The organism is Cellulomonas massiliensis JC225 (assembly GCF_000312005.1).
In the GTDB taxonomy this organism is placed as follows: domain Bacteria; phylum Actinomycetota; class Actinomycetes; order Actinomycetales; family Cellulomonadaceae; genus Cellulomonas; species Cellulomonas massiliensis.
In genome coordinates, this window is record NZ_HE978588.1 from 2,943,531 (window position 1) to 2,965,261 (window position 21,731).

The 21,731-nt window shown below is 75.3% G+C and carries 20 protein-coding genes; 8 read left to right on the forward strand and 12 right to left on the reverse strand.

The annotated features are described in order from the left end of the window. The first annotated feature begins 159 nt into the window (after positions 1-159). The 3 genes from HGCM_RS18360 to HGCM_RS13905 are packed head-to-tail and all read left to right on the forward strand — an operon-like array spanning position 160 to position 4,702. Positions 160-1,146, forward strand: a complete 987-nt coding sequence (locus tag HGCM_RS18360) for an AAA family ATPase (RefSeq protein WP_019137438.1) — start codon at positions 160-162, stop codon at positions 1,144-1,146. Continuing rightward, on the forward strand, positions 1,146-2,408 hold the full coding sequence (locus HGCM_RS13900) for a DUF58 domain-containing protein (protein WP_019137439.1): 1,263 nt from the start codon (positions 1,146-1,148) through the stop codon (positions 2,406-2,408). The genes HGCM_RS18360 and HGCM_RS13900 overlap by 1 nt, the downstream gene beginning before the upstream one ends. Then, positions 2,405-4,702, forward strand: a complete 2,298-nt coding sequence (locus tag HGCM_RS13905; RefSeq protein WP_147572853.1) for a transglutaminase TgpA family protein — start codon at positions 2,405-2,407, stop codon at positions 4,700-4,702. The genes HGCM_RS13900 and HGCM_RS13905 overlap by 4 nt, the downstream gene beginning before the upstream one ends. Positions 4,703-4,879: 177 nt before the next feature. On the opposite strand, the gene HGCM_RS13910 is transcribed toward HGCM_RS13905, so the two are convergent. Genes HGCM_RS13910 through HGCM_RS13920 form a run of 3 tightly spaced genes read right to left on the reverse strand, consistent with a single transcriptional unit; the run spans position 4,880 to position 7,021 of the window. Then, on the reverse strand, positions 4,880-5,272 hold the full coding sequence (locus HGCM_RS13910; RefSeq protein WP_019137441.1) for an SCO2097 family morphological protein: 393 nt from the start codon (positions 5,270-5,272) through the stop codon (positions 4,880-4,882). Positions 5,273-5,310: 38 nt separating this feature from the next. Further along, the gene (locus tag HGCM_RS13915) at positions 5,311-6,585 is read right to left on the reverse strand and encodes a DNA polymerase IV (RefSeq protein WP_040399874.1); all 1,275 of its coding nucleotides are present in this window, start codon (positions 6,583-6,585) and stop codon (positions 5,311-5,313) included. Between the two features lie 7 nt (positions 6,586-6,592). Beyond that, positions 6,593-7,021: an SAV_6107 family HEPN domain-containing protein gene (locus HGCM_RS13920; protein WP_147572855.1), complete on the reverse strand. Its 429-nt coding sequence runs from the start codon at positions 7,019-7,021 to the stop codon at positions 6,593-6,595. A gap of 262 nt (positions 7,022-7,283) precedes the next feature. Between HGCM_RS13920 and HGCM_RS13925 the strand changes: the two genes are divergently transcribed. Continuing rightward, positions 7,284-8,060, forward strand: coding sequence for a spermidine synthase (locus tag HGCM_RS13925; protein WP_019137444.1), 777 nt, complete (start codon positions 7,284-7,286; stop codon positions 8,058-8,060). 84 nt (positions 8,061-8,144) lie between these two features. On the opposite strand, the gene HGCM_RS13930 is transcribed toward HGCM_RS13925, so the two are convergent. The 5 genes from HGCM_RS13930 to HGCM_RS13950 form a co-directional block, all read right to left on the reverse strand. Beyond that, positions 8,145-8,348 carry a cold-shock protein gene (locus HGCM_RS13930; RefSeq protein WP_019137445.1) on the reverse strand — a complete coding sequence of 68 codons (204 nt, stop codon included), beginning with the start codon at positions 8,346-8,348 and terminating at the stop codon, positions 8,145-8,147. Between the two features lie 279 nt (positions 8,349-8,627). After that, positions 8,628-9,560 carry a proteasome assembly chaperone family protein gene (locus tag HGCM_RS13935; RefSeq protein WP_019137446.1) on the reverse strand — a complete coding sequence of 311 codons (933 nt, stop codon included), beginning with the start codon at positions 9,558-9,560 and terminating at the stop codon, positions 8,628-8,630. A 99-nt stretch (positions 9,561-9,659) separates the two neighbouring features. Next, a complete protein-coding gene (locus tag HGCM_RS13940) occupies positions 9,660-10,100 on the reverse strand; it encodes a response regulator (protein WP_019137447.1) in 441 nt (146 codons plus the stop codon). Further along, positions 10,093-11,682 (reverse strand): sensor histidine kinase, encoded by a 1,590-nt coding sequence (locus HGCM_RS13945; RefSeq protein ID WP_040399875.1) that lies wholly within the window; start codon positions 11,680-11,682, stop codon positions 10,093-10,095. Before HGCM_RS13945 ends, HGCM_RS13940 begins: the two co-directional genes overlap by 8 nt. Beyond that, positions 11,679-12,905: a PP2C family protein-serine/threonine phosphatase gene (locus tag HGCM_RS13950; RefSeq protein WP_019137449.1), complete on the reverse strand. Its 1,227-nt coding sequence runs from the start codon at positions 12,903-12,905 to the stop codon at positions 11,679-11,681. The genes HGCM_RS13945 and HGCM_RS13950 overlap by 4 nt, the downstream gene beginning before the upstream one ends. A gap of 201 nt (positions 12,906-13,106) precedes the next feature. On the opposite strand from HGCM_RS13950, the gene HGCM_RS13955 reads away from it, so the two are divergent. Next, entirely contained in the window at positions 13,107-15,350 is a 2,244-nt protein-coding gene (locus HGCM_RS13955) for an AAA family ATPase (RefSeq protein WP_040399876.1), read from the forward strand. A 90-nt stretch (positions 15,351-15,440) separates the two neighbouring features. Beyond that, positions 15,441-16,640 carry a phosphoglycerate dehydrogenase gene (serA, locus tag HGCM_RS13960; RefSeq protein WP_019137451.1) on the forward strand — a complete coding sequence of 400 codons (1,200 nt, stop codon included), beginning with the start codon at positions 15,441-15,443 and terminating at the stop codon, positions 16,638-16,640. A gap of 88 nt (positions 16,641-16,728) precedes the next feature. Here serA and HGCM_RS13965 read toward each other — a convergent pair whose 3' ends face one another. Next, positions 16,729-16,917, reverse strand: coding sequence for a DUF5302 domain-containing protein (locus tag HGCM_RS13965; RefSeq protein ID WP_026075483.1), 189 nt, complete (start codon positions 16,915-16,917; stop codon positions 16,729-16,731). A 171-nt stretch (positions 16,918-17,088) separates the two neighbouring features. On the opposite strand from HGCM_RS13965, the gene HGCM_RS13970 reads away from it, so the two are divergent. After that, positions 17,089-18,132, forward strand: coding sequence for an aldo/keto reductase (locus tag HGCM_RS13970; RefSeq protein ID WP_019137453.1), 1,044 nt, complete (start codon positions 17,089-17,091; stop codon positions 18,130-18,132). Between the two features lie 56 nt (positions 18,133-18,188). Here HGCM_RS13970 and nrdR read toward each other — a convergent pair whose 3' ends face one another. Both nrdR and HGCM_RS18365 read right to left on the reverse strand, forming a co-directional pair. Further along, the gene (nrdR, locus tag HGCM_RS13975) at positions 18,189-18,689 is read right to left on the reverse strand and encodes a transcriptional regulator NrdR (protein WP_019137454.1); all 501 of its coding nucleotides are present in this window, start codon (positions 18,687-18,689) and stop codon (positions 18,189-18,191) included. A gap of 379 nt (positions 18,690-19,068) precedes the next feature. Next, positions 19,069-19,464 carry a LysM peptidoglycan-binding domain-containing protein gene (locus tag HGCM_RS18365; RefSeq protein ID WP_147572859.1) on the reverse strand — a complete coding sequence of 132 codons (396 nt, stop codon included), beginning with the start codon at positions 19,462-19,464 and terminating at the stop codon, positions 19,069-19,071. Between the two features lie 300 nt (positions 19,465-19,764). Here HGCM_RS18365 and lexA point away from each other — a divergent pair, with 300 nt between their 5' ends. Further along, positions 19,765-20,520 carry a transcriptional repressor LexA gene (gene lexA, locus HGCM_RS13985; RefSeq protein ID WP_019137456.1) on the forward strand — a complete coding sequence of 252 codons (756 nt, stop codon included), beginning with the start codon at positions 19,765-19,767 and terminating at the stop codon, positions 20,518-20,520. A 98-nt stretch (positions 20,521-20,618) separates the two neighbouring features. Here lexA and HGCM_RS13990 read toward each other — a convergent pair whose 3' ends face one another. Next, positions 20,619-21,623, reverse strand: coding sequence for an L-lactate dehydrogenase (locus HGCM_RS13990; protein ID WP_019137457.1), 1,005 nt, complete (start codon positions 21,621-21,623; stop codon positions 20,619-20,621). Positions 21,624-21,731 lie beyond the last annotated feature (108 nt).

The window sequence follows — 21,731 nt, forward strand, 5'->3', positions numbered from 1 at the left end:
GTGGACGCCTGTCGGCTCGCGCGGCGTGCCGCGACGTGAACCCGCCGCGACACTGTCTCGTAGGGCCCGGCAGGGGCAGGCGGGCGAAGTGTCCGGCGAGCGGTGCCCCGGCGCCGCCCGGGACCGTAGGCTCGGAGGCCACTGCCACGAGGAGGCGCGATGCTGCAGGCTGTCCCGTCGTCGAGCGAGCTCGACGAGCTGGTCTCGACGACGACCCGGATGCGGGAGAGCATCGAGACGGTGGTGACCGGCCGCACCGAGCTGGTCCGCGTGACGCTCGCGGTGCTCCTCGCCGAGGGTCATCTGCTCCTCGAGGACGTGCCCGGCGTCGGCAAGACGACTCTGGCCAAGGCGCTCGCCCGGACGATCGACTGCTCCGTGGGGCGCATCCAGTTCACGCCCGACCTGCTGCCGAGCGACCTCACCGGCGTCAACATCTTCCGCACCCAGACCAGCGAGTTCGAGTTCCGCCCGGGCCCGGTGTTCGCCCACATCGTCATCGGCGACGAGATCAACCGCGCCTCGCCCAAGACGCAGTCCGCGCTGCTCGAGTGCATGCAGGAGGCCCAGGCCACGGTCGACGGCCAGACCTACCCGCTCCCCCGGCCGTTCCTCGTCGTCGCGACGCAGAACCCGGTGGAGATGGAGGGCACGTACCCGCTCCCCGAGGCGCAGCGCGACCGCTTCATGGCGCGCCTCACCGTGGGGTACCCGAGCGTCGAGTCCGAGCTCGCCATGCTGGACAACCAGGAGCAGTCCGACCCGCTGGCGACGCTCAAGCCCGTCACCGACGCGGTGCAGATCGGGACGCTCGTCGACCACGCACGGCGCCTGTACGCCGCACCCGGCGTCAAGCGGTACGTCGTCGACCTCGTCACCGCGACGCGGGAGGACCAGGCCCTGCGGCTCGGCGCCTCCCCCCGCGCCGCGATCCAGCTCCTGCGCGCCGCCAAGGCCTTCGCGGCCATGGAGGGCCGGGACCACGTCCTGCCCGACGACGTGCAGCGGCTCGCGGTCCCGGTGCTCGCCCACCGCCTGCTGCCCAGCACGGAGTCCCGCCTGTCGGGGCGCAGCACCGACGACATCGTGGCCGACGTCGTCGCGCGCGTGCCCCTGCCCGTGCCGACGGGGCACACGAGCCGCTGATGCGCGCGCGTCCGACGGCTCGCGGCTGGGGACTGCTCGCCGCCGGCGTGGTCCTCGTCCAGATCGGCCTCGGTCTGGGCGCGGTCGACCTCGTCCGGCTGGGCCTGCTGCCGGTCGTCGTGGTCGTCGCCGCCTTCGTCGTGGTCTCGCTGCGCGACCCGGCGCGCAGCCGGCACCGCCTGGCGGTCACGCGCGACGTCGTCCCGAACCCGGTGCACGCCCACGAGCAGCTGCACGTGGCCGTGCGGATCCGCGCGCGCGACCGCTCGGCGCGCACCCGGCTCAGCGGCCTGCGGTTCTCGGAGCAGGCGGCCGCGGAGCTGTCCGGCGGCCAGGCCCTGCGCGCGCGCGTGACGCGCGAGCTCGACACCGTGACGGTGAGCTACGGCGTGCAGGCCGCCCGACGGGGTCGCTGGCCCGTCGGCCCGCTCGTCGTCACCCACGGCGACGTGTTCGGCACCGTGCGCACGACCGCGCTGCTCGGCGAGCAGGCCGAGGTGGCCGTCTGGCCCACGGTCGTGCCGCTGCCCGCGCCGAACGACGTGCTCGTGGGCGAGCCGGACCGGGTCGCCCTCGGCGCGCGCTCGCCCTCGACGGACGACGCGGCCCTGCGCGACTACCGCGAGGGCGACGACCTGCGCCGCGTGCACTGGCGCAGCAGCGCCCGCCGCGGCGACCTCGTGGTGCGCTCCGACGAGCGCGCGGGCATGCGTCCGGTCTCGGTGCTCATGGACCTGCCGATGCGCGGGGCGTCGCTGGAGTGGACCATCTCGCTCGCCGCGTCGATGGCTCTCGCCATGCTGGAGTCGGGGCACCCCGTGCGCTGGCTGGGCTCCTCGACGACGCGCGCGGCCGCGACCATCTCCGCCCCCGGCCTGTCCTTCGTGCACGCGCGCAGCGACTCGGCGCGCGCCCGGCTGCTCGACGAGACGATCGACCTGCAGGCCGCCGGCTCGGCGTTCGAGGCGGAGGAGCAGCTCCTCGGGGCGACCCACCTGCTCGAGAACACCGACGCGGGCGGCGAGATCGTCCTGGCCGTGCTCGGGCCGCTCGGGGCGCGGGGCCAGCAGGCGCTCGCGCACGTCGCCGACACCGCCCAGGGCTGGGCGATGGTGCGCACCGACGGCACGTCGCCCCAGGCGGCCCGCGAGGCCGAGGCGACGATCCGGGCGCTGCGCCGCGCGGGGTGGCGCGCATGCGGCGTCACCCCCGGGGAGGACGTGATGCGGTGCTGGCTGCGACTGCTCGGGTCCGCCCGATGAGCGCGGCGGCGCCCCTGCGCGGCTGGCGCGCGGCCCTCGCCACCGGGCTGCTCGCGGCGGCGACCTGCGCGAGCGTGTTCGCGCTGCGCAACCTGCTCGCGCCCGGCGCGTGGGCCGTCGTCACGTGCCTGGCGGTCATCGGTCTCGCCGCGGTGCTCGCGGGGGTCCGCGCGGCCACGCGTGCCCTGCTCGCGCCGACCGCCGTCGGGCTGGTCGTCGCGGCCGCGGCGGTCCTCGTCCGCTACGGGGCGCCGCCGGGCCGCGTGCAGCTCGTGCCGGACCTCGGGTCCTGGGAGCGGACGACCGCCCTGTGGGGCGAGGCCGTGACGGCCATCAACGACTCGACCGTGCCGATGACCGTCACCCGGTCCACCGAGCTCGTCGTCGTGGTCGGCGCGCTGCTCGTGCTGCTCGCGGCCGACCTCACCGTCGCGCTCGGCCACCCCGCGTGGTCCGGGCTGGCGCTCGTCACGCTCTGGCTCCCGACCGTCCTGCTCGGCTTCCCGGCGCCCGCGCTCGCCGCCGGCGTCGCGGGCCTGTGCTACCTGCTCGTGCTCGCCGTCTCGTCCGCGCCGGCGGCCACCCGGGGAGCGGCGCGGGCGGACCGCTCACGCGTCGCCCTCGGCTCGTCCGCTGCCGTGGTGGTCCTCACCCTCGCGCTCGCGCCGATCGTCGCGCTCGTCCCGAGCTGGTCCGCGTGGGGCCTGCCCACGTTCGGCCAGGGTGCGGTCGGGCCGGTCGCCATCGACACGAGCCTCGACATGCGCCAGAGCCTGGGCAACCAGACCGGCCAGGTCGTGCTGCGCTACCGCGTCTCCGGGATCGGCGAGGACGAGCCGGCGGCGGACGACGCCACGCCCGCGCCGAGCGCCTCCGCGACCGCCGGGAGCCGGGCCGTCACGGCCGCCACGCTGGGGCCGCTGCGCGCCACCACGCTCACCGAGTTCGACGGACGCGAGTGGCGGCCGACGCCCTCGGTCGAGACGGTGCCCGTCGACACGGACGCCACGCTGCTGGGCCCGGGCGCCAGCCTCGGCCGCGAGCCGCGCGAGTCCACCGGGGCGACCCTCGCCCGCGTCGCCGTGCGCGTCGAGGCGCTCTCCGACCGCCGGCTGCCCGTCCCGACGTTCCCGCGCACGCTCGACGCGCCCGGCGCCTGGCAGTACGACTCGGCGCTGGACGCCGTCACGGGCTCCGCGCCGACGCGCTCGGGCATGCGGTACACGATGGTGACGGAGATCCCCTCGCTCACCGCCGACGACCTGGAGGGCGCCGCGATCGGCGACCCGGGCGACCAGGGCGCCTCGCTGGCCCTGCCCGCGACGGAGCACGCGCAGGACGTCGCCGCACGAGCGCGCGAGATCGCCGACGGCGCGGCGACGCCCTACGCGCAGGCGATGAACCTGCAGACCTACCTGCGCTCGACCACGAACTTCACCTACGACACCCGGGTCGCGCCCTCGCGCAGCGGTGACGCCGTCTGGGACTTCCTGCAGTCGCGACGCGGCTACTGCGTGCAGTTCGCCACGACGATGGCGGTGATGGCCCGCACCCTCGGCATCCCCTCGCGCGTGGGCGTCGGCTTCCTGCCGGGCGACACCGCCGAGGACGGCTCGCGCGTCGTCACCGGCAAGGAGGCCCACGCCTGGCCCGAGCTGTACTTCGAGGACTTCGGGTGGGTCCGGTTCGAGCCGACGCCCGCCGTGCAGACCGGTGCGCCGCCCGCGTGGAGCGACCCCTTCGCGAACGTCTCGGCTCCCGAGGACGTCGACGACAACCGCGCTCCGCAGGGTGCTCCGACCTCGGGGGCGACCTCCGCCCCCGAGGAGGACCCGCAGGGCCCGACGCCCGGCGCGCAGGCGGAGGAGTCGTCGTGGTGGCCGATCGGCATCACGGCCGCGGCGGTGCTGGTCGTCGCGGGGCTCGCGGCGCTCGTGCTGGTGCGGCGGCGCTCGCGCCAGGCGCTCGAGCTCACGCCCGAGCAGGCCTGGGCGCGCCTGCGCGCGCGGCTCGCCGCGAAGGGCGTCACCTGGACCGACGCGACCACGCCGCGCGACTCGGTCGCGCGCGTGCGCGAGCGGGTGGAGGAGAGCACCGGCGTCGCCCTCGACGACGAGGCGGTGTCCGCGCTGCGCGCCATCGCGACCGCGGTCGAGGTCGAGCGGTACTCGCCGCGCGAGCCTCGGCTGGAGCCGGGCGCGCTCGCCGGCTGGGTGGACGTGGTGGTCCGCACCGTGGACGAGGCGAGGCGGACGAAGCAGCCGCGGCCGGAGGCGCCCACGCCGGTCGGCTAAGCGTCGGGTGCGTCGTCGGCGGCTCGTCGGCGCGGAGCGCCCGCGCGGCGTGGGTGGTGAGCCCGGGCGCGCGCCCGCGTTGAGGCGCAACGGCCAGCCGCGGACCGCCGTGAGAGGGGCTCGCGCCTACCGGGCGCTCGTCCACCACGCGTGGTGCGGACGGAGAGCCGAGGTGGATCAGGCGCCGCCCTCGCGCCGGCGGTCCCACCGCTCCTCGAGGCGCGACATGAAACCGCGGTGCGTGCTCTTCTGGCGCGCAGCCGCGGGACGGACCTGCCCGTCGGCCTGGACCACGCCCTGCGGTCCCTCCCGGCGCCGCGGGTTGGCGAACGCGAAGGCCACGGCGGCGAACATGACGACGAAGCCGATCACCCCGAGCAGCGGGAGGCTCTGAGCCGCGCCGACCACGAGGAGCAGGAGCCCGACGACCGCGCCGAGGCCGGCGACGACATACCGGCTGACGGATCGTCGACCCCGCTGGGTCAGCGTGTTGGCGAGCCGCGGGTCGTCAGACGTGAGCGCTCGCTCCATCTGCTCGAGGACGCGCTGCTCGTACTCGGAGAGAGGCATCCCGACTCCCATGTCCTGAGGTGTGCCGTGTTCCAGGTTCAGGATAGATCCGCGGGAACGAAGGTGGTAGTCGAGCGCGTCCCGTCCGGCCGGACGTCACCCGCCCCAGCGCTGATCGCCGACCGTCCGAACCGCTCGCGCACGCGGTCCATGGCGATCTCGGCCTCGCGTCGCGCGTCGTCCCGCTCCAGCACCGCCTCGTCGAGCGTCGGCTGCCGCACCGCCTGCGCCGCGCTGCCGAGGCCCTCGACACGCACGCCCACGAGCCGGACGGGCAGTCCCTCGAGGTCCACGCCCGCGAGCAGGTCCCGCGCGTGGAGGTAGATCTCCCGGCCGACGTCCGTCGGGCTGTCCAGCGTTCGCGACCGGGTCAGCGTGCGGAAGTCGCTCGAGCGCACCTTCAGCGTCACGGTCCGGCCCATGAGCGAGCGCGAGCGCAGGCGCGAGGCGCAGCGGTCGGCGAGCTCCCGCACCTTCGCCTCGACCACCGTGAGGTCGTCGACGTCGGTGACGAACGTCTCCTCCGCGCCGATCGAGCGCTCCTCCCGCGTGGGCTCGACCGGGCGCGGGTCCCGCCCCCACGACAGGTCGTGCAGGTGGCGGCCTGCTGCCCGCCCGACGGCGCGCTCGACGACCTGCACGTCGTTGTGCGCCAGCTCCGCCACCGTGCGGATGCCCCAGCGCTCGAGGGCCTGCTGCGTGCGCTCACCCACGCCCCACAGCGCGCCGACGGGGAGCACGTGGAGGAACTCCACGGTCGCCGCCTTCGGCACCAGCAGGACGCCGTCGGGCTTCGCGTGCCCCGACGCGAGCTTGGCGACGAACTTGGTGGCGCCGATGCCGACCGAGCACGTGATGCCGTACCGGGCCTGCACCTGCCGCCGGATCTCGGCGGCGATCGCTGTCGGCGGGCCGAGCCGTCGGCGCGCCCCGCTCACGTCGAGGAACGCCTCGTCCACCGAGACCTGCTCGAGGAGCGAAGTCACCGAGCCGAGGATCTCCATGACGCCGGCCGACACCTCGCGGTACGCGTGGTGGTCCGGCGGCACGACGACCGCCTGCGGGCACAGCCGCAGGGCCGCCGCCATGGGCATCGCCGAGTGCACGCCGTACGCGCGCGCCTCATAGGTCGCCGCCAGCACCACGCCGCGCTGCGCGCCGCCGACGATGACCGGCAGCCCGCGCAGCTGCGGGCGCCGCGCGAGCTCGACGGACGCGAAGAAGGCGTCCATGTCCACGTGCAGGATCGAGCAGCCGTCCTCCTGGGTGCCCCAGTCGCGCCGCGCCGCGTCCGACCGCGGGCCTCGGCTCACGGCGCGCTCACGAGGCGCGCCGCTCGACCTCGACGGCACGGGTCGCGTCGGACTCGAGCAGCCGGCGCGCCTCGTCGAGGAAGTCCTCGGCCGCGCACAGCGTGCTCTCGGCCCGGGCGTCGTCGACCGCGTCGAACCGCCCCGCCTCCACGGCCGACCGCAGCGCGGCGCCGTCGGCGAAGAACTGGCCCCACGCGGCGAGCGCCGGCTCGACGCGCTCGAGCATGCCCCAGACGGTGCGCGGGGCCCCGCGCCCGGCCGGGCGGCCACGGTGAGCGACCACCGCGGCGGCCGCGCGCAGCGCGGCGAGGTGGGCGTGCGAGAACCGCTCCCAGGCCTCCGGGGAGAACTGCGCGGCGAGCAGCTCGGCGTCGGCGCGGCCCAGGAGGTCGTGCACGCGACCGGACAGCGGGGCGCTGCGGACCGTCGTCACCATCGTCACCGCCTCCTTCGTCCCCGCCCCGTCGGGCGCCGTCGTCGTCCCACCATCATCGAACACCTGTTCGAACGATGCAAGCCCTCCGGCCCGTCGATCGCTCCCACCGGCAGGGACGGCTCCGGCGCTCTCGCGAGCCGCCGTGCCGCTCCGGCACACCGCGAGGCACGGTGCGTACCGTGGCCGGGTGACCCGATCCTCCCACCGCCCACCGACACGACCGGGAACGGGGCGGACGGGCCCCCGGTGGCCGTCGGGGCCGGTGGAGGTCCCGACCGGCACGGTGGAGGTGGTCCCGGACCCCGACGACCCGGACGGCGTCACGCTGCTCGTCAACGGCGTGCCGAGCTCCTACCTGGACCTGGCGGACCCGCGCGTCCTGGTCTTCGAGTACATGCAGCAGATGGCCGCCGTGGTCGAGCGGCTCCCCGAGGGCCCCCTCGACGTCGTGCACCTGGGGGCCGGTGCCTGCGCGCTCCCCCGTGCGCTCGACGCGGCCCGGCCAGGTTCGCACCAGCTCGCCGTCGAGCTGGACCCGGCGCTCCCCGAGCTCGTGCGGGGCTGGTTCGACCTCCCGCGCTCCCCCGCCCTGCGGGTGCGCACCGGCGACGCCCGCGCCGTCGTCGAGCAGCTCGGGGCGCAGCGCGCGGACGTCGTCGTGCGGGACGTCTTCGCCGGGGACCGCACCCCCGCCCACGTGTGCACCCTCGAGATGGCCCGCGAGGTGCGGCGCGTGCTGCGCGTCGGCGGGGTGTACCTCGTCAACTGCGCCGACCGCGCGCCGCTCACGCTCGCGCGCTCCGAGGCGGCGACGCTGCGGGAGCTGTTCGCCGACGTCGCGGTCGTCGCCGAGCCCGGGCTGCTCCGGGGGCGGGGCTACGGGAACGTGGTGCTGGCCGCCACGGACGACCCCGCGCTGCTGGCCGACCCGGCGCTGGGGCGCGCGGTGCGCTCGCTGCCCGCCCCGGCCCGCCTGCTGCACGGCGACGAGCTGGTTCGCTTCGCGGCCGCCGGCGTCGTGCTGCGCGACCCGTCCTGACGTGCGCTCCCGCCGCGGACCAGCACGCGGACGGGGCCGGCACCCTCGGGTGCCGGCCCCGTCACGAGGTCGTGGTGCCGCCGCTCAGAGCGGGCGGACGCTCGCGGCCTGCGGGCCCTTGGCCCCCTGCGTGATCTCGAACTCGACGCGCTGGCCCTCCTCGAGGGTGCGGTAGCCCTGGACCTCGATCGCCGAGTAGTGGACGAAGACGTCGGCGCCGCCGTCGTCCTGGGCGATGAACCCGAAGCCCTTCTCGGCGTTGAACCACTTCACAGCGCCCTGTGCCATGTGCCTGCTTCCTTCGTGTACGGCCGACGAGGCGACGGGTGGACCCGCGCCGCAGCGCAGCGACCGGCGCACCCGGAGCGGCCTCGTCGGGCCGCGGGCAGGCCGCGGCTCGATGGCGACGGCGCCGGGGTGCGTGCACTCGCTGCACCGGGTGCATCGTGGCACCGCCGTGGTGACCCGCGCCACGTCCTCGACACTCCCCCGTGCCGGGATTCGACAACGATTGGGTAAAGGACGCCCGCCGCGTCACCCGAACGGGCGCTTCGGCGCCGGTCCGCGTCAGCGCGTCTCGTCGTCGCCCTGCTCGGCCAGGAACCGCTCGAACTCCGCGCCCAGCTCGTCGGCGGTGGGCAGGTCGGTCGAGCCCGCGAGCAGGCTCTGCCGGCCGATCGAGCGGGTGAACGCGTCGTACTGCTCCTCGAGCGCCTTGACGACGGCACCCACCTCCTCGGAGCCGCGCACCTGCCGCTCGATCTCCTCCGACGCGTCGCGCGCCGCGGGCTCGAGCGCCGCCACGCGCAGGTCGAGCCCGGTCGCCCGCTCGATGCCCTCGAGCGCGGCCATGCTCGCCTGCGGGTACGCCGACTGCGCGAGGTAGTGCGGGACGTGCACGGCGAAGCTCATCGCGTCGTGCCCCGACTCCCCGAGGCGCAGCTCGAGCAGCGCGCTCGCGCTGGCCGGCACCTGCACCGTGCCGAACCACGAGGTGTGGTCGGCGACGAGCTCGGCGCGGGTCGCGGACGCGGTCACCGACACCGGGCGGGTGTGCGGGATGCCCATCGGGATGCCGTGCACGCCGACGGTGAGGGGCACGTCGAAGAGCTCGACGATCTGCCGCACCGCCGCGACGTACCGCTCCCACTGGACGTCCGGCTCCACGCCGTGGAGCAGCAGGAACGGCACCCCTGCGCCGTCCTCGACCACGTCGACCACGAGCTCGGGGTCCGCGTACGACGTCCACGTCGTGGAGTCGAACGTCATGGCGGGCCGGCGGGAGCGGTAGTCGACCAGCTGGTCGACGTCGAACGTCACGAGCCGCGACGACGGCAGCGCGTCGCCGAGGTGCTCGGCGGCCAGCTGGCCGGCGCTCCCCGCGTCGACGAACCCGCGCACCGCGTGGATCAGGACCGGCCCCTGACCGTCGCCGGTGCGGGCCCGGACCGCGGCCGCCGCCAGCGCGTCCACCTCGTAGATCTCGCTCGGGTCCAGCATGGTGCTCCTCGTCCGTCCGACCGTGCGCCCTGCTCGGGCGTCGCTGCCGTGGTCAACGCCCGACGAGCCGGGATGCTTCCCGTGCGCGGTCCCGCCGTCTCAGCGCGTGGGCAGCCGCACGACCTCGACGAAGAACTCGTCGATCTGGCGCACCACGTCGATGAAGCGGTCGAAGTCGACGGGCTTGGTCACGTAGGCGTTGGCGTGCAGCGAGTAGCTGCGCACGACGTCCTCCTCCGCCTCCGACGTGGTCAGCACGACCACGGGGATCGCGCGGAGCGCGGCGTCCGCCTTGAGAGCCTGCAGCACCTCGCGGCCGTCCATCCGCGGGAGGTTGAGGTCGAGCAGGACGAGGTCCGGCGTCGGCGCGTCGGCGTACTCGCCCTCCTTGCGCAGGAACGCCATGGCGCTCACGCCGTCGGCGACGACCGAGAGCCGGTTCGCGACCTTGTGGTCCTCGAACGCCTCGCGCGTCATGAGCACGTCGCCCGGGTCGTCCTCGACCAGGAGCACGTCGATGGGCTTGCGGCCTTCAGGCACGGCTGTCTCCGTTCTCCCCCGCGGGGGCCTGCGGGTCCGTGGCGGGCAGGGTCCAGCGGATGCTGGTGCCCTCCCCGTCCGGCGGGTCGATCCAGATCCGACCGCCGTGGAACTCGACGATCTTCTTGCACAGGGCCAGGCCGATGCCGGTGCCCTCGTAGACGTCCTTGGCGTGCAGGCGCTGGAAGATGACGAAGACGCGCTCGGCGTACTGCTCGTCGATCCCGATGCCGTTGTCGCGGCAGCGCACGACCCACTCGTCGCCGTCGCGCTCCGCCGACAGGTGGACCTGCGGCACCCGGTCGGGGTGGCGGAACTTGACCGCGTTGCCGACCAGGTTCTGCAGCAGCTGGACGAGCAGCGGCCGCTCCCCGCGCACCACGGGCAGCTCGTCGTGCGTCACCTGGGCGCCCGTCTCCGCGACGGCCTCCTCGAGGTTGTCGAGCGCCTGGGCGAGCGCGTCGTCGAGGGGGACGTCGGTGAGCTCGCCGGACACCCGGCCGACGCGGCTGAAGCCCAGCAGGTCCTGGATGAGCCGCTGCATCCGCTTCGCGCCGTCGACCGCGAACTCGATGTACTGGTCCGCGCGCTCGTCGAGCTGCCCGCCGTACCGCTTCTGGAGCAGCTGCGTGAAGCTGGCGACCTTGCGCAGCGGCTCCTGCAGGTCGTGGGACGCCACGTACGCGAACTGCTCGAGGTCGCGGTTGCTGCGCTCGAGCTCCTCGGTCTGCTCGGAGAGCCGGGCGTGCGCGTCCTGGATCTCGGCGCGCGAGCGCTCGACCTCCTCGACCTGCGCGACCAGCGTCGTCCGCATGGACTCCACGTCGTGCGCCACGCTCGCGATCTCCCCGGGGCCGGTCGCGACCACCGGGTGGCGCAGGTCGCCCGACGCGACGGCGCGCGCGTCGGCCGCGAGGGAGTCGAGCGGCTCGACGACCCACCGGCGCAGCGCGACCCACAGCGCGACGCCGAGCGCGACGGCCGCGGCGACCAGCAGCACGACGGTCCAGGTGGCGACCGACATCCACGTCGCCAGCTCGCGCACCGCCGCGCCGCGGCGCTCGCGCAGCAGGTCGATGTAGACCTGCGCGTCCGCGCGCGTGGCGTCGAACAGGCGCCTGCCGGCCTCGACCGTCGACGTCGAGACGGACGACGTGCCGTCGGCCTGGACCGACGCGATGACGGGGGCGGCGAACTCGTCGAACCAGACCTGCGCCGAGTCGGCGGCGTCCTGGGCCGCGCCGGCGAGCGCGGCGTCGCCACTGGTGCGCTCGCGCTCCGCCAGGGTCTCGAACGAGATCTCGTCGACCGCGCGCTGGTACGGCTCGAGCGTCACCGTGTCGCCCGTGAGCGCGTAGCCGCGCACGGCGGTCTCGGCGTCGACGAGGTGGACGAGCGCGGAGTCGGCCGCCGTGATGGCGTCGAAGTAGGTGCGGGTGACCGCGTCCTGCCGGTCGACCAGGCGGGCGAGCACCACGCCCGTGCCGGCGACCACGAGGCCGAGCGCGAGCCCGGACGTCACGAGCAGGACGAGCAGGCGGCGCCGCAGGGTGGACGGGCGGCGGGTCTCGCTCGACGTCACGCGCCCCACCCCACGACGACGAGCGCGGCGTCGTCGACCAGGTCGCCGCCGTGCAGCGCCCGCACGTCCTGGACGACCTGCGTGACGAGGCCGTCGTCGCGGCCGCTGCCCGCACGCACGGCCAGGGCGTCGTCGACCACGCGCACCAGCCCCGGCTTGCCCAGGCGCTCGGTGCTGCCCGCGAACGTCGCCTCGACGAGGCCGTCGGTGTACAGCAGGACGCGCCACCGCTCCCCGAGCTCCAGGCGCTGCGCGGGCCAGCCGCCGTCGACGGGGATCCCGAGCGCGCGGCCGCGCCGCTCGGCCGGGATCACGCGCGTCGGCGGCCCGACGACGAAGGGGGCGGGGTGGCCGGCGAGGTACAGGTCCGCCGACGTGCGCTCCGCCGCGACCTCCAGCATCGCGACGGTGGTGAACACCTCCGGCCGCGCCCGCTCGGAGACGAGGACGCGCTCGAGCAGGCCGAACAGCTCCGGCGTGGCGGTGCCGGCCAGCACGAGCGTGCGCCACGCGGTGCGGAGGGTCGCGCCCAGGGCGGCCTCGTCGGGCCCGTGCCCGCAGACGTCGCCCACGAGCGCGAGGACGGAGCCGTCCGCGCGCTCGACGACGTCGTAGAAGTCGCCGCCCAGCAGGCCGTCGCGGCCGGCGCGGTACCCCACCTGGACCTCGAGCAGCGGGTCCTGCACCGCCGGGACCGGCAGCAGGGCCCGCTCGAACCGCAGGTTCTCCTCGGCGCGGACCAGGCTGCGGTACAGCGCGCGGTCGGTCTCCTCGAGGCGGCGACGCTGCGTCGCGTACCGGACCGACCGCGCGAGCTGGTCGCCGTCGACCTCGCCCTTGACGAGGTAGTCCTGGGCACCGGCGGCGAGGGCCTGCAGGCCGGCTCCCGTGTCCGCGAGGCCGGTGAGCACCACGACGGCGCGGGCCCCGGCGGCGAGCATGCGCTCGACGACGCCGATCCCGGTCGCGTCGGGCAGCCCGAGGTCGAGCAGGACGCAGTCGCAGTCGGCGCGGCGCACCGCCTCGTCCAGCGTGCGGACCCAGTCGAGCTCGAACACGATCCCCGCGTCCTCGAGGTTCTCCCGGACCAGCAGCGCGTCACCGGGGTCGTCCTCGACGAGGAGGATGCGCAGGGGCCCGTCCCCGGGCACCGGGCGGACGCCGGCGGCGGTCGGCTCGAGGGACGACGCGGGGCGTGCCGCCTCAGGCGCTGGCTGGCTCACGGGTCTCCTCTCGGTCCGGCGCAACCGCAGCGTACGGGCAACCGTGCCGCTCGTCGCAGTCGAGAGCCCACGTCAGGCGGTATGTCCGGACCGCCACCCGGACGCCGGTCCCCCCGGCGGACCCCGCAGGCGGATAATGGACGGCCGCCGCGCGGGCACGTGCCCGACGGCCGGCGGGGCGACGGACCGACGGGAGCGCACGTGCAGGTGAACGAGGACGGACGACCGGCCGAGCAGCGGGTCGTCGACGCGCTGTACGGGCGGCTCGACGAGCAGCGGGCCGCGACGCGGGACCGGCTGGCCCAGGTGCGCCGCGCGGGGCCCTCGGGGTCGCCGCAGAACCGCAGCGAGCGGGACGCCTTCGCGACGCTGTACGAGGACCGGCTCGCGCAGCTCGAGGCGGTCGAGGACCGCCTCGTCTTCGGCCGGCTCGACCTCGACGACGGCGACCGGCGCTACATCGGTCGCATCGGCCTCACCGACGAGGACCAGTCGGTGCTGCTCACGGACTGGCGCGCACCGGCCGCCCAGGCGTTCTACCGGGCGACCGCGGCGCACCCGGACGGCGTCGTGCGCCGCCGTCACCTCGTCACCCGCGGCCGGACGGTGACGGGCGTCGAGGACGAGGTGCTGGACCTCGACCTGCTGAGCGCGGAGGACGCCGACGAGCGCCTCGCGGGGCTGTCCGGCGAGGGCGCCCTGCTCGCCGCGCTCCGGGCCGGGCGCACCGGTCGCATGGGCGACATCGTCGCGACCATCCAGGCCGAGCAGGACCGCATCATCCGCTCCGAGCTGTCCGGCGCTCTCGTCGTCCAGGGCGGGCCCGGGACCGGCAAGACCGCGGTCGCGCTGCACCGCGCCGCGTACCTCCTGTACGCGCACCGGCGCACGCTCGAGCGCTCCGGCGTGCTGCTCGTCGGCCCGAGCCGGACATTCCTGCGGTACATCGACCAGGTGCTGCCGTCGCTCGGCGAGACCGGTGTCGTGACGACGACGGTCGCGCAGCTCGTGCCGGGCGTCGCCGCGACGGGGACCGAGGACGAGCGCGTCGCCGAGATCAAGGGCCGCGCAGTCATGGCGCAGGTCGTCGAGAGGGCTGTGCGCGACCGGCAGCGCGTGCCCGCCGAGCCCGTCCGGGTGCGGGTCGAGGGCCGGACCGTGGTCATCACCCCGCAGGACGTCGCCGCGGCCATGGGCCGCGCGCGGCGCCAGCACCGGCCGCACAACCTCGCGCGCGTGACGTTCGTGCGGGACATGCTCGGCCGCCTCGCCCAGCAGTACGTGGACCAGCTCGGCTGGGAGGTGCCCGCCGACGAGCGGGGCGAGATCCTCGAGGAGCTGCGTTCGCACCGCGACGTGCGCGTCGCGCTCAACCTCGCGTGGATGCCCCTCACGCCCGAGAAGCTGGTCGCCGACCTGTGGTCGAAGCCGCACCGGCTGGAGCGCGCCGCCCCGCAGCTGTCCGCGCGCGACCGCGCGCTGCTGCGGCGCGACCCGGACGCCGGGTGGACGCCGGCGGACGTCCCGCTGCTCGACGAGGCCGCGGAGCTGCTCGGCGAGGACGACCAGGTCGCGCGCGCGCAGGCCCGCGCGGACGAGCGCCGACGGGCCGAGGAGGTCGCCTACGCGCGGCAGGTCCTGGAGTCGAGCGGCAGCAGCGGCCTGGTCTCGGCCGAGCTGCTGGCGGACCGGTTCTCGGCGTCGGGACCCCGCCTGACGACGGCGGAGCGCGCGGCGGCGGACCGCACCTGGACGTACGGCCACGTGGTGGTCGACGAGGCGCAGGAGCTCTCGGCGATGGCCTGGCGCGCGCTGCTGCGCCGGGTGCCCACGCGGTCCCTGACGATCGTCGGGGACGTGGCCCAGACGAGCGCCGCCGCGGGGTCGCGGAGCTGGGCGCGCACGCTCGACCCGGTGCTGCGCGGCTCGTGGCGGCTCGAGGAGCTCACGGTCAACTACCGCACGCCGGCGTCGGTCGCCGACGCCGCGCGGCGGGTCGCCCAGGCGGCGGGGCTGCCGGTCAGCCGCCTGACGTCGGCGCGGGAGGTCCCCGAGGCGCTCGTCCTCGAGGGGACCACCGAGCCGGAGCTCGCGACACTGGCCGCCCGGACCGCCGCCAAGGCGGTGGCCGAGGTGACGACGTCCGAGGGCGCCGGGCGCGTGGCGGTCGTCGCGGTCGGCGGCCGCGTGCCGGGCCTCCTGGCGGCGCTGGCGGACGCGGGCGTGGAGGTGGCGGCGGGGTCCGGCACCGACGCCGCCGACCTCGACGCTCCGCTGGTCGTCCTCACGCCCGTGGAGACGAAGGGGCTCGAGTTCGACGTGGTCGTGCTCGTCGAGCCGCGCGAGGTGGGGGACGGCGGGGCGGGCGACCTGTACGTGGCGATGACGCGACCGACGCTGCGGCTGCACGTCGTGCACGCCGGGGACCTGCCCGCCGGTCTGTGAGGCGCGGCGGCGGCCGCGTGGCCGGTCGCCGCCGTGTCCGGCTTTCGGACGAGCGTGTGCCCGCACCGTGAGAAGGCGCACCATGGTCCGGTGCTGAAGGCTCTGCTCCTCGAAAACCTGCACCCCCGGGCCCGCGAGATCCTCGAGGCCTCCGGGTTCGACGTCACGACCCGGACGGGCGCGCTGGACGAGCACGAGCTCGTCGAGGCGCTCCAGGGCGTGCAGTGGCTGGGCATCCGCTCCAAGACCCACGTGTCCGCCGAGGTGCTCGCGCAGGCGCACGACCTCGTCGCGATCGGGGCCTACTGCATCGGCACCAACCAGATCGACCTGCGCGCGGCCGCCGCGCGCGGCGTCACCGTCTTCAACGCGCCCTACTCGAACACGCGCTCGGTCGTCGAGATCGCCATCGCGGAGATCATCGCGCTCACGCGCCGCCTGACCGAGTTCGACCGGGCGATGCACGACGGCGTGTGGAACAAGTCCGCCGTCGGCGCGCACGAGATCCGCGGCCGCACGCTCGGCATCATCGGCTACGGCAACATCGGCACCCAGCTCTCGGTGCTCGCCGAGAACCTGGGCATGTCCGTCGTGTTCTACGACACCCAGGAGAAGCTCGCGCTCGGCAACGCGCGCCGCATGGACACCCTCGACGAGCTGCTCGAGGCGTCCGACGTCGTCACGCTGCACGTCGACGGCCGCGCCGGCAACGCCGGTCTGTTCGGCGCGAAGCAGATCGCCCGCATGCGGCCCGGCGCCCTCCTGCTCAACCTCTCCCGCGGCTTCGTCGTCGACCCCGCCGCCGTCCGGGACGCGATCGTGTCCGGACACCTCTCGGGCGCCGCGATCGACGTCTTCCCGGTGGAGCCCAAGCGCAAGGGCGACCCGTTCGAGTCCGAGCTGCGCGGCCTGCCGAACGTCATCCTGACGCCCCACACCGGTGGCTCGACGGAGGAGGCCCAGGAGGCGATCGCGCAGTTCGTCTCGACGAAGGCCCGCGACTACTTCACCACCGGGACCACGACGCTGTCCGTCAACATCCCGGGGCTCACGCTCGACCAGCGGCCCGGCGTGCACCGGCTCGCCTGGATCCACCGCAACGTCCCCGGCGTCCTCGCGGCGGTCAACGCGACGCTCGCCGAGCACGATGTCAACATCGAGAGCCAGATCCTCGGCACCTGGGGCGAGTACGGCTACGTCGTGACCGACACCGCGACCCCCGTGGAGGACGCTGCGGTGCGCGCGCTGGAGTCCCGCCCCGAGTCGGTCCGGCTGCGCGTGCTGTCCTGACCCTCACCGCCCGACCACGACGCAGGGCCGGCACCCGTCGGGGTGCCGGCCCTGCGTCGTGCCAGGGGTGCGCGCGCGCACCGGTCGGTCAGGCCGACCCGCTCTTGCGCTGGAACCGGCGCTGCGCCGGCCCGTTGGTCTCCGAGCCGTGCACGGCACCGGTGTTCGCCGAGGCGTCCGTCGTGCGGTGCGCCTGCGCCTTCTTGCGCTCGAGGGCCTCGCGGAACCTCGCCTTGGCGTCCTCGCTCACGGCGGGCGGTCCGTCCTGCTGCGCCATCGGGGCCTCCTTCGTCGCGGCCGGGTCCGGCCCGGCGTCGGGCGTGCCGACGTCGGCCGGCACGTCGTCCCAGCCTGGACGACGCGGGCGCCGCGCGCCAACCCATTGCCCCGGCCGAGGAGCCGACGGGCCGGTGGCGGGCGACGAGCCCCGGCTCGGTACGGTCGAGGCATGAGCGACCCGTCTCCCGGCCCCGTCGTCCCGGGCAGCCTGCCCCAGCGCCGCGCCGGCGGCCTCTCGCTGCCCGTCCTCTCGCTCGGGCTCTGGCAGAACTTCGGCCACGGCGTGCCCTTCGCGGACCAGCGCCGGCTCGTCCTGCACGCGGTCGAGCGGGGTGTCACGCACCTCGACCTGGCCAACAACTACGGCCCCCCGTCGTTCGCCGCCGAGGAGTCGCTCGGGCGGCTGCTCGCCACCGACCTCCGGCACGTGCGGGAGCAGCTGCTCGTCACCACCAAGGCGGGGTACGGCGCGTGGGCGGGCCCGTACGGCGAGTTCGGCTCCGCGAAGTACCTCACCGCGTCGCTCGACGAGTCGCTGCGCAGCCTCGGCCTCGACGCCGTCGACGTCTTCTACAGCCACCGCTACGACGCGCGCACGCCGCTCGAGGAGACCATCGGGGCGCTGGGCCGCGCGCTCGACGCCGGCAAGGCGCGTCTCGTCGGCATCTCGTCGTACTCCGCGCGACGCACCGCCGAGGCGCTGGAGGTGGCGCGCGGCCTCGGCGTGCACCTCGCCGTCCACCAGCCGTCCTACTCGATGGTGAACCGGTGGGTCGAGGAGCCCGGCGACGACGGGCGCTCCCTGCTCGACGTCGCGGCCGGGGCCGGGATGGCCGTCGTCGCGTTCAGCCCGCTCGCCCAGGGGCTCCTGGGCGGGCGCTACTCCCACGGCATCCCCGACGACTCGCGTGCCGCGCGCGGGGGCCCGATGCGCCCCGAGTGGCTCACCGACGAGACGCTCGCGCACGTGTCCGCGCTCGAGGCGGTCGCGCGCGAGGGCGGGCGCACGCTCGCCCAGCTCGCGCTCGCCTGGGTGCTGCGCGACCCGCGGGTGACCACGGTGCTGGTCGGGGCGCGGACGACGGAGCAGCTGGACGACAGCCTGCGGGTGGCCGACGGGCCGGCCCTGTCGGAGGAGGAGCTGGCGACCATCGAGCCGCACGCCGTCGACGCGGGCATCAACCTCTGGGCGTCGCGGTCGAGCGACCTCTGAGTCGCCGCGCGCGCCGCGACCCGGCACCCGGCCCGGGCGCCCGGCCCGGCGTGGGGTCAGGCGTTCGCGCCCGACTCCTGCGGCTCCGACCCCGCGGGCTCCGGCGGCGCGTCCCGCTCGGCACGCAGCACAGTGATGGCCGCCTCGAAGTCCTCGAGCGACTCGAACGCCTGGTACACGCTCGCGAACCGCAGGTAGGCCACCTCGTCGAGGTCCCGCAGCGGGCCGAGGATCGCGAGCCCGATCTCGTAGGCGTCGATCTCGGCGGAGCCCGAGGACCGCAGCGTCTCCTCGACCTTCTGCGCCAGGAGCGCGAGGTCGTCCTCGCTCACGGGGCGCCCCTGGCAGGCCTTCCGCACGCCGCCGGCGATCTTCTCGCGGCTGAACGGCTCGGTGGCGCCGGAGCGCTTCACGACGGACAGGCTGGTCGTCTCGACGGTGGTGAACCGGCGGTTGCACGCCGGGCACTGCCGACGGCGGCGGATCGAGGCGCCGTCGTCGGAGGTCCGGGAGTCGACGACCCGGGAGTCGGGGTGGCGGCAGAAGGGGCAGTGCACGGTGTTCCTCCGCTGGGTCCGTGGGCCGGAGCCCTCGTCGAGGGCGCGCGCGCACCGACGGACGACCAGGCGACGCTAGGCCACCGGTGCGCGACAGGCAAGGCGACGGACGGCCCGCCCGAGCGGCCGACGGCGCGCGGAGGAGCCGTCGGACCGGATGCGGGTCGCACGAGGGCGGCCGCCGCGAACGGCGGCCGCCCTCGTCGGGACGCCCCCGTCCCCGCGCAGACGACTCGCCTCGGCTGCGCACGCGATGCAGCGGTCGGGACGACGGCGGACCGTCGGCGACCACTCCCCCGAGCGAACCCCCCAGCCCGTTCGAGGTAAGGCAAACCTATCCTTACGATCGCGCACCCGGCAACACCCCGGGCGGGACCGGTCAGCCGCGCGGCAGCGCGATCGTCTGGCCGGCCATGAGCTGGTCGCTCGAGAGCCCGTTGAGCCGGACCAGCTGGCCGACCGTGCTGTTCACCGACTCTCCCGCAGGCGTCACGGTGGCCGCGATGTCCCACAGCGTCTCGCCCGGCGCCACGACGTGCTCGACCACGGCAGGGGTCCGCGCCGGGTCGCCCGCGGCCAGGGCGCGGCCGCCCATCAGCCCGACGAGCCCGACGAGCGCGAGCGCCAGCACGATGAGCACGGCGCGCCCGCGGGCCGTCAGACGCAGCTCGCCGGCCGGGGCGCGCCGGGCCTCGTGCGCGCTCCCGCCGCGGGTCCGTGCGTCGCGTGCCGGCACGACCCGACCGATCCCCGGTGCCACCGCCATCGCGCTCATCTCGACCACTCCTCGCCGGCGCCCCTCGGCGCCTCTCCGTCGTCTCGTCCGTCGAACACCTGTTCGTCGAACGCCTGTACGGATGTCTACCAGCAGGCTCCGACATCGTCCAGAGACACGCTCGAACAGATGTTTGAAACGGCAGGCCACCGGCCCTAGGCTGGCGGCGCACGCACAGCGCACCACGGACCACTGACACGGCACGCGACCTGCGAGGACGCGGACCGCCGCCACCGGGACGGGCTGCGGACGCACGGCGCACGGGCAGAGCGGGACGACGCACGCACGGGAGGACACGCAGTGACCGACGGACGGGACACCAGGGGCGACGCCGAGGCCGCCGACGAGCTCGCGACCGTGCACGCGCTCCCCGACGGCGCCGCCGGCCCCGACGGGCTGACGAGCCGCCAGCGGCTCGTCCTCGAGACCATCCGCTCGTCCGTCGAGAGCCGCGGCTACCCGCCGAGCATGCGCGAGATCGGCGAGGCGGTCGGTCTCACCAGCCCGTCGAGCGTCAAGCACCAGCTCACGGCCCTGGAGCGCAAGGGCTACCTGCGCCGCGACCCGAACCGCCCGCGCGCCATCGAGGTCGTCCATCCCGACGACTCGCGCGGCGTGAGCGCCTGGCCGCCCGTCGTCGCCCTGGCGGACGCCGACGCGCCCGAGAACGACCAGCGGCCGAGCCCTTCCTACGTGCCCGTCGTCGGCCGGATCGCCGCCGGTGGGCCGATCCTCGCGGAGCAGGTCGTGGAGGACGTCTTCCCGCTCCCCCGCCAGCTCGTCGGCGAGGGGGACCTGTTCCTGCTCAAGGTCAGCGGCGACTCCATGGTGGAGGCCGCCATCTGCGACGGCGACTGGGTGGTCGTGCGGCGCCAGCCGGTGGCCGAGAACGGCGAGATCGTCGCGGCCATGCTCGACGGCGAGGCGACCGTCAAGACGCTCAAGCGGACGGACGGCCACGTCTGGCTCCTGCCGCAGAACGCGGCCTACGCCCCCATCCCCGGGGACGACGCCACCATCCTGGGGCGCGTCGTCAGCGTGCTGCGCAGCCTCTGACGGACCTGGGCCGCCCGCACGCGGGGGCGGCCCGCGAGCGATGTGCCGAGGGCTCCCGGTCCGGCGGACCCGGGAGCCCTCGGCCCTCGTCGGACGGCTCAGAAGCCGAAGGACCTCGCGACCTCGCGCAGCGCGTCCGCCGACCGGTGCAGGCCCGAGAGCTCGTCGACCGACATCGGGATCGGCAGGCGGTCACCGGCGCCGAAGCTCCCCACGAGCGTGGGCACCGACAGGCACACGTCGCTGATGCCGTGGTAGTCGTCGAGCAGGGACGAGATGGGCAGGATGCGCCGCTCGTCCTTGAGGACCGCCTCGATGATGCGCGAGCCGGCCAGCGCGATCGCGTAGTTCGTGGCGCCCTTGCCCTCGATGATCCGGTAGGCCGACTCGACGACCTCCCGCGCGATCCGGTCCCGCACCTCCCGGGTGAGCGGCCCGCTGCCGTGCAGGCCCTGCCAGTCCAGCAGCGGCACGGAGCCGATCGTCGCCGAGCTCCACAGCGGGAGCTCGGTGTCGCCGTGCTCCCCCGCGATGTACGCGTGCACGTTCTGGACCGCGACCCCGGTGTGCTGGGCGACGAGGTACCGCAGGCGCGAGGAGTCCAGGACGGTGCCCGAGCCGAAGAGCTGGTTCGGAGGCAGGCCCGAGATCTTGAGCGCCGCGTAGGTGACGATGTCGACGGGGTTGGTGACCATCACGTACGTCGCGTCCGGCGCGACCGCCACGAGCTCGGGGAGCACCTTCTTGACGAGGCCGATCGTCGCCTCCGCGAGCTCGATGCGCGTCTGGCCCGGGCGCTGCTTGGCACCCGCGGTGAACATGACGACGTCCGCGTCGGCGCACACCGCGATGTCGTCGGAGCCCACGACGTCCGCCATGGGCATGAACTGCACGCCGTGGCCGAGGTCCAGCGCCTCCGCCTCCACCTTCGCGGTGTTGATGTCGTACAGCGCGACGGTCCGGGCGGCGCCACGCATGAGCGCGGCGTACGCCATCGTCGCGCCGACGGCGCCCGCGCCCACGATCGCGAGCTTCGAGGTGCGGCGCACCCGGCGGTCGGAGGCGCCGAGGCCCTCCTCGTCGATGTCGGTGCCGTCGGTCATGCCGCGCCTCCCCGTCGTGCTCAGCCTCGTCGGTCCAGGTCCGGGCGCCGCGTGCGGCGCCGGACCCTCGAAGGCTAGGCGGTCTGGACCCGTGGCCGCGACCGCCCG